This window comes from Sulfuricurvum sp., assembly GCF_028688295.1.
Classification (GTDB): domain Bacteria; phylum Campylobacterota; class Campylobacteria; order Campylobacterales; family Sulfurimonadaceae; genus Sulfuricurvum.
In genome coordinates this window covers 1-6,176 of record NZ_JAQTYM010000096.1, presented here as the reverse complement: position 1 = coordinate 6,176, position 6,176 = coordinate 1, and the positions used below count along the sequence as shown (strand labels likewise).

The window sequence follows — 6,176 nt, the reverse complement described above, 5'->3', positions numbered from 1 at the left end:
ATTTTATCGGGATTTATGCTTCCGAAGGTAAATCCGCTATGCAGTTCAGGGACGAGATAGTGGTAGTTGGTGTTGAACCATTTGGTCATCTCCATCGCCACATGACTCTCATCTCCCCGTGCCATCGTAAAATATCGACGTGTCGGATCGACAATATCGCTAAAGCGTTCAGGCTCTGCTCCGAGAGTCACCATGAGATCGAGCATCGTATCATAGAGGCTAAAATCGTTTATTGTGACGGTATCGAGCGCATTACTCTGCAACTGCCAATGACGTAAACGCAATTCAAACGCGACCATTTGTAATTCATTAAAGCTAATAGAGCCTTTCCAATACCCCTCAAGGGCAATTTTTAACTCTCTTTTTTCACCGATACGGGGAAATCCGAGCACTGCTATTTTGTTTGTCATTTTTAATACCTTTAAATTTTGTTTTAGTAAGAGTGGAAATAGGTTATGACAAAGGTGAGGGTGGAGAGGTATCGGTGTTAAAATAGCGAAATAAAAAGCGAAGTTTTGGGGTAAGTGAGGAGACGTATAGGGCGCAGCGGGTGCGACGCCCGTAGAAACAGTTACAATGGCATTGACAGCGGGATACCTTTGGGGTGAAAGGCTCTAATGCTTCGAGGAGAATATCGAGTTCATCGGGAGGAGACTCATCGATACTCGCATCACTCATATAAGAGCGATACGAATGGCACGTTTGGGTGCGAACGGCACGGTTATGCAATGTTGTAGCATTGACAGTTGCGGTGATCGCTTGGAGCGAGAAATAACGCCCCTTAAACCCTTTTGCCATAGTATCCTCATAAAATTAGTGGTGGAATTATACATCAAGATATAGATATAATCACTCCATGATTACCTTTAAAACCCTCTTTACAATGATGCGCGACTATAAACCGGAGTTAATTCGTGCGAACCTGATCGCGATTGTTGCGACACTGGTGAGTATCCCTATCCCTTTGTTGATTCCGCTATTGGTCGATGAGGTACTCTTGCATAAAGGGGGTTTTATCACCGATATCATCGATAAACTCACCCCTTTGCAAGAGCCCCTTTTATACATCGGGATTGTGCTGGTGGTGACGATAAGCTTGCGATTTTTATTTTTTATCCTTAGTGTCCTCTCACAGCGTTATTTCATCACCCTCTCCCAAGAGTTAAGTTTTAAAATCCGTACTCAGGCGTTGAATCATCTGAAATGTGTTTCGATGTCGGCGTATGAGGCTCTAGGGAGCGGGAAAGTGGTGACCCATCTCGTCACCGATATTGATACAATCGAGCAGTTTTTAGGAAGCGCGCTCTCTAAACTGATCGTTTCGGTAGCAACTCTCATCGGGGTAGCGGTGGTTCTTATCTGGATCAATCCTCTGTTTGGGGTTTTGATCTTGATTTTTCAGCCCATGATTATGATCGTTACCCGTAAAATTTCGGGTCGTGTCGGAAAACTCAAAAAAGAGCAAAACCGCACCATAGGCGAGCTTTCCGATACTCTCACTCAGATGTGTGACCTTTTCGGTCAGATCCGCGCGAGCAACAAAGAGGAGCGTTTTATCGAGCGCAGTATCACTCAAGCGCAGCATCTAAAAGAGAGTGCAGGGCATTATGGGATTGCGGCGTTGCGGGGTGAGCGGTTTTCGTATACCCTCTTTTTGAGCGGTTTTGAGATATTCAGAGCGTTGGGACTGGTGATGGTTCTCTATTCGGATCTCTCCATTGGGCTTATGTTCGGGATTTTCGGCTATTTGTGGTTTATGATGACCCCTGTTCAAGAGCTTTTATCACTCCAATACAACTTTGCCAATGCCAAAAATGCCCTCTCTAGGCTCAATGAACTCCTCTCGCTCCCAAAAGAGCCCGCCTATACGTCGCACCAAAACCCTTTTGCCACCGCCAAAGGGATCAGTATCGAAACCTCTGCATTGGAGTTTGGGTATAACCCCAACGAGCCGATCCTAAAAGGGCTAAACCTCTCCATCGGTGAGGGGAAAAAAGTAGCGATCATCGGTGCCAGCGGCAGCGGTAAAAGTACCCTCTCGCAGTTACTGGTTGGATTTTATCCTCCCTCATCAGGAGATATCCGTTACAATGGAGTGAGTGTTCAGGAGATCGGATTCTCCCGCATACGTGACGCGGTGTTTGTGGTTTTACAACAGCCGCTTATGTTTAATGAGTCACTGCGATTCAACCTCACTATGGGGGATGAGATCAGCGATGAGGCGATCTATGAAGCCCTGCGGATCGCTCAGCTGTATGAGTTTGTCTCCGCTCTTCCCAATGGTCTTGAGACACAGGTGGGGAAACTGGGGATTCGCCTCTCAGGGGGTCAGCGTCAGCGTCTCAGTATCGCACGGATGGTCTTGGCTGATCCGAAAGTGGTTATTTTCGATGAATCAACCTCGGCACTCGATGTTCATACTGAGTCGGCTTTGTTTGAGGCGTTGGAGAAATTTTTGAGAGAAAAAACCGTGATCATTATCGCCCACCGTCTCAGCACGATTACCAAAGCCGATTATATTTACGTCCTCGAAAACGGTACGGTGTTAGAAGAGGGGACACGAGATTCACTCGAACAGAGGGATGGAAGCTTCAAAAGCTTTCTTCATAAACAACACTAAGGAGATAGGATATGGAAAATAAGCTTTTTGTCCGTGTTATGATTTTTATGGCATTAGGACTAGTTACGTGGCTCTTTTTCCCTTTTTTAAAAAGTTTTTTTGTCGCTTTATTATTAGCCATCGTTGTCTTTCCCCTTCACCGGATTGTTGAGGCTAAAATACGTAATCTTCGATGGTTTCAGCCATTTTCTTGTGTGGTTTCAGCGGGTATCGTTACGTTGGGACTCTCTTTGATCTTGTTTACCCCTATTGCTTTATTTTTATATCATCTTCTTACTCAGCCTGCTTCTACGGTTACGACACTCAAATCACTCGGAAGTCAGATTGATACTCTCTCCTCACAGCTTCCTCCTTTTCTCTCATGGCTAAAAGAGCCATTTGATCAGCTCATTGAGATGGGGAAACTCCATAAAGATGACATTATTACCGCAATAGCCGGATGGCTAGGTAGTGGTTTAAAAACTTTCGCTTCCATGCTAGGCGAAATGGCGATGATCGTAATATTTTTCTTTTTTCTCAGTTGGTATGGACGGAGTATTATCCTCTTTCTCCTTCCGATTATTCCCCTCTCACGGAGCATAAAACGGGATTTTTTTACCGATATATTGACGACAACAGCGGTTGTTTTTTATACTTTGGGCGGTGTCATGATCGCGCAGGGGTTGGCATTTGGCATTTTTATCGCCTTTTTTGAGGGGTATAACCCCTTTTTACTCGGCTTTATGACTGCTATTTCTGCTGTTATCCCTGTTGTTGGAACTGCATTGGTATGGGTCCCTGTGGCGTTGAATGAATATTTTCGCGGTAATGTCGTCAATGCGGTGATTATTATCATTTACTCTTGGGCAATGATGGCCTTTTTTATTGATAATATTCTCAAACTGGTGATTTTGAACTTTGTGAATCGGACCCTTAGTGATGGGAAAAATAGAATGAATGAATTTTTGATTTTCTTTTCGATTGTCGGAGGTTTAGCGACGTTTGGATTTTGGGGATTTATTTTCGGTCCGGCCATCGTAGCCTTTGCATTAACAACACTCCGAATGCTTCGTAAAGCAAACCGGAGTGTGTTGCATTAAATTTTTCTGCCTCAACGAGGCAAGCTTTAGGGGGGTGCAGGGGACAATCTTGTCCCTGCCACTTTCTGGGCTTCGCTCAGAAAGTGATTAATATCATGTGGCTTGTAGTGCTTTAACTTCTTCACGCAGTTTTGAGAGCTCTGCCATGATAGCGGTGATCTCATCAGTCGTTTTTGGCTCACTTCCATGCGTATAACGTTCAATTGTGGATTGAACACTTTGAGTCAAATCGTCGAGTTTACTTTTCGCCTTATTGATAAGGGCGTGATGATCGATGTTGAGGTTTCCCTCGAGTTCATGGATTTTATCGACGATCTCATCTTGATGTTTAAACAGATAGTATCCGGCAGCTGCACCGATTGCGGCACCGAGGATGAGGCTGAGTGTATTATTTTGATTCATGAGTTACTCCTTTTTTGTTTTGAAAATTTGAGATATCGCTCCGATGGCAAGCGAGCCGAGGGTCACTTTTGCAATACCGTTGGAAGCTTTGAGCGTCAGAGATTTGGTCTCATCATGGAGAAATGAGATTAAATCGTGCAATTCATGCAGCGAAAGTTTCGACTTATCGCTAATCGTTCGGGTTTCATCTTTGACCTGAGCGATCAACTCATTCACTTCATGCAGTGTAAGAGCCGCTTTCGTCGAGAGAAAGCTCAGCTCATTTTGGACATGGAGTGTAAACTCATGTAGTTGTTTCATCGTTTTAATAGTATGCAACCCGATGAAAATGATAACAGCGGTGATAAACACACTGCACAGTGCGATCACACCGACAAAGATGGTTAAGAGTTGGTTGTCCATAAAATACTCTCCTTACATAGATGCATCATAGCGCACTAATCCTTACATTTTTTTTCATCTCATCAGAGTCCCAAAATAGGCTATCATTTGCTACTAAAATCTCACGAGGAGTTTTGATGCTCAAACAAATTTTTACTTTTTCTGCCGTAACGCTGCTGATCAGCGGATGCTCAATGATGCAACTAGCCACCCATAACCCTTTACTCGGCGAGTGGAGATCCGCCACCTCCGAAGCGACACTCCGTTTTGATGAGAACCGAGTGAGCGGGAGTGACGGATGCAACCGTTACGGCTCCGCCTATACTGCTAGCGCTGATACCCTCACCATTTCGGATCAGATGATGTCTACGATGATGGCGTGCGAGAGCAATCGGATGAAAAGTGCCGATCAGTTCCGCCAATCGTTGATGGCGACAAAACGCTACCGCAGTGATGGAAAAATACTCACCCTTTTGGGAGCCTCAGGAGAAGTTCTGGGTGAATTTCTCCCCGCAGGAAAATAATTGCTTAAGAGATAAAAATATATACTTTAGATATTCAAAAAATATCGAAGGTATATAAATGATCCTCACTCTCTCGCATCAAAAAGGGGGCGTAGGCAAATCCACCATCGCATGGAACCTCGCCGTTTTGTTCTCGAACATCATCCCCACCCGCATCATCGATCTCGATACCCAGCGCTCACTCACCGTAACCAATGCTCTGCGTCAGGAACACCGGCTCACCCCGATACCAATGCTCCATTTTAACTCCGCAGGTGAGTTGGCGGAGTATGCGGCGGCTGATGCAGAGGATGTACTTACTATCATTGATTCAGGGGGATTTGACAGTGCCTTTAACCGTGTGGCGATCATCGCCTCGGATTTGCTCATTACCCCTGTGAGTGATAAACCCTTTGATCTGATGGGTCTGCAAAAATACGAAGAGATTCTCAAAAGCCTCTCCGAGATTCAGGGTGAGACGCTCAAAACTCATGTTTTATTCAACAACATAAACCCTGCCATGAAACGCTTCGGCGATCTGATTGATTTTGTCTGTAGCTCAGAACATTTTGAACTTCTCGTTCCGATACTGCGTCAGAGGGTCGATCTAGCCCACAGTGTCGGTGAGGGAAAAAGTATCAAAGAGTACCGGATATTCAGCCGAGCTGATCAAGAGATGGATGAACTGTTTAACGAAGTAAAATCGATTTTAAAGTTTAAATAAATATCAAAAACATATATAAAGGATATATAATGGCCAAAAAAAGCTTTCTTGCAAACATCGAAAAAGTAAAAAGTTCCGCCGCGATGAGCGAGCGCGAAGAGCATGGTAAAATCGATAAAGAGAAGAAAAAGAAACTCATCACCATCCCGACAGAGTGGGAAGACAAAATCCGCGCGTTTCACGGCGGAACGGTAAGTGCCTATATTTTAATAGCACTCCAAGAGCGGATGCAGCGAGATGGTCTCTTGTAACCCAACAGTAATAGTATAATTTTTAAACAGACGAATAAACAAATATTTTGTGTAAATACGTTATACTTTGAACATTGTTCCACGATGTGGCACTGTGAAGAACTTTAAAGAGAGTAAAAGGGGCACTGTGAAAAGCGTAACAGTTTTAGTTGTAACAATGCTGGCTTTATTTATAGGTGGTTGTTCAACAAGCAGCTTTAAATATATGAATGATGC

8 protein-coding genes and 1 pseudogene are annotated in these 6,176 nt (G+C 44.2%); 5 read left to right on the top strand and 4 right to left on the bottom strand.

Features of this window, described 5'->3' with window-relative positions; genetic code table 11:
- Together PHR02_RS12650 and PHR02_RS12645 are read right to left on the bottom strand one after the other, a co-directional pair.
- Nucleotides 1–410: pseudogene (locus tag PHR02_RS12650) on the bottom strand (5-methyltetrahydropteroyltriglutamate--homocysteine S-methyltransferase); the annotation flags it as partial.
- Between the two features lie 43 nt (nucleotides 411–453).
- Nucleotides 454–798: a hypothetical protein gene (locus tag PHR02_RS12645; RefSeq protein WP_299992558.1), complete on the bottom strand. Its 345-nt coding sequence runs from the start codon at nucleotides 796–798 to the stop codon at nucleotides 454–456.
- Between the two features lie 58 nt (nucleotides 799–856).
- Between PHR02_RS12645 and PHR02_RS12640 the strand changes: the two genes are divergently transcribed.
- Nucleotides 857–2,620 carry an ABC transporter ATP-binding protein gene (locus PHR02_RS12640; protein WP_299992557.1) on the top strand — a complete coding sequence of 588 codons (1,764 nt, stop codon included), beginning with the start codon at nucleotides 857–859 and terminating at the stop codon, nucleotides 2,618–2,620.
- Between the two features lie 11 nt (nucleotides 2,621–2,631).
- The gene (locus PHR02_RS12635; protein WP_299992556.1) at nucleotides 2,632–3,699 is read left to right on the top strand and encodes an AI-2E family transporter; all 1,068 of its coding nucleotides are present in this window, start codon (nucleotides 2,632–2,634) and stop codon (nucleotides 3,697–3,699) included.
- A gap of 93 nt (nucleotides 3,700–3,792) precedes the next feature.
- Here the strand turns inward: PHR02_RS12635 and PHR02_RS12630 are convergent, their stop codons facing one another.
- Both PHR02_RS12630 and PHR02_RS12625 read right to left on the bottom strand, forming a co-directional pair.
- Nucleotides 3,793–4,101: a hypothetical protein gene (locus PHR02_RS12630; protein WP_299992555.1), complete on the bottom strand. Its 309-nt coding sequence runs from the start codon at nucleotides 4,099–4,101 to the stop codon at nucleotides 3,793–3,795.
- Between the two features lie 3 nt (nucleotides 4,102–4,104).
- The gene (locus tag PHR02_RS12625) at nucleotides 4,105–4,503 is read right to left on the bottom strand and encodes a hypothetical protein (RefSeq protein WP_299992554.1); all 399 of its coding nucleotides are present in this window, start codon (nucleotides 4,501–4,503) and stop codon (nucleotides 4,105–4,107) included.
- 116 nt (nucleotides 4,504–4,619) lie between these two features.
- Between PHR02_RS12625 and PHR02_RS12620 the strand changes: the two genes are divergently transcribed.
- The 3 genes from PHR02_RS12620 to PHR02_RS12610 are packed head-to-tail and all read left to right on the top strand — an operon-like array spanning nucleotide 4,620 to nucleotide 5,960.
- Nucleotides 4,620–5,006: an META domain-containing protein gene (locus tag PHR02_RS12620; RefSeq protein WP_299992553.1), complete on the top strand. Its 387-nt coding sequence runs from the start codon at nucleotides 4,620–4,622 to the stop codon at nucleotides 5,004–5,006.
- 58 nt (nucleotides 5,007–5,064) lie between these two features.
- Nucleotides 5,065–5,709 (top strand): ParA family protein, encoded by a 645-nt coding sequence (locus tag PHR02_RS12615; protein WP_299992552.1) that lies wholly within the window; start codon nucleotides 5,065–5,067, stop codon nucleotides 5,707–5,709.
- Nucleotides 5,710–5,738: 29 nt separating this feature from the next.
- The gene (locus tag PHR02_RS12610) at nucleotides 5,739–5,960 is read left to right on the top strand and encodes a hypothetical protein (protein WP_299992551.1); all 222 of its coding nucleotides are present in this window, start codon (nucleotides 5,739–5,741) and stop codon (nucleotides 5,958–5,960) included.
- The last annotated feature ends 216 nt before the right edge of the window (nucleotides 5,961–6,176 follow it).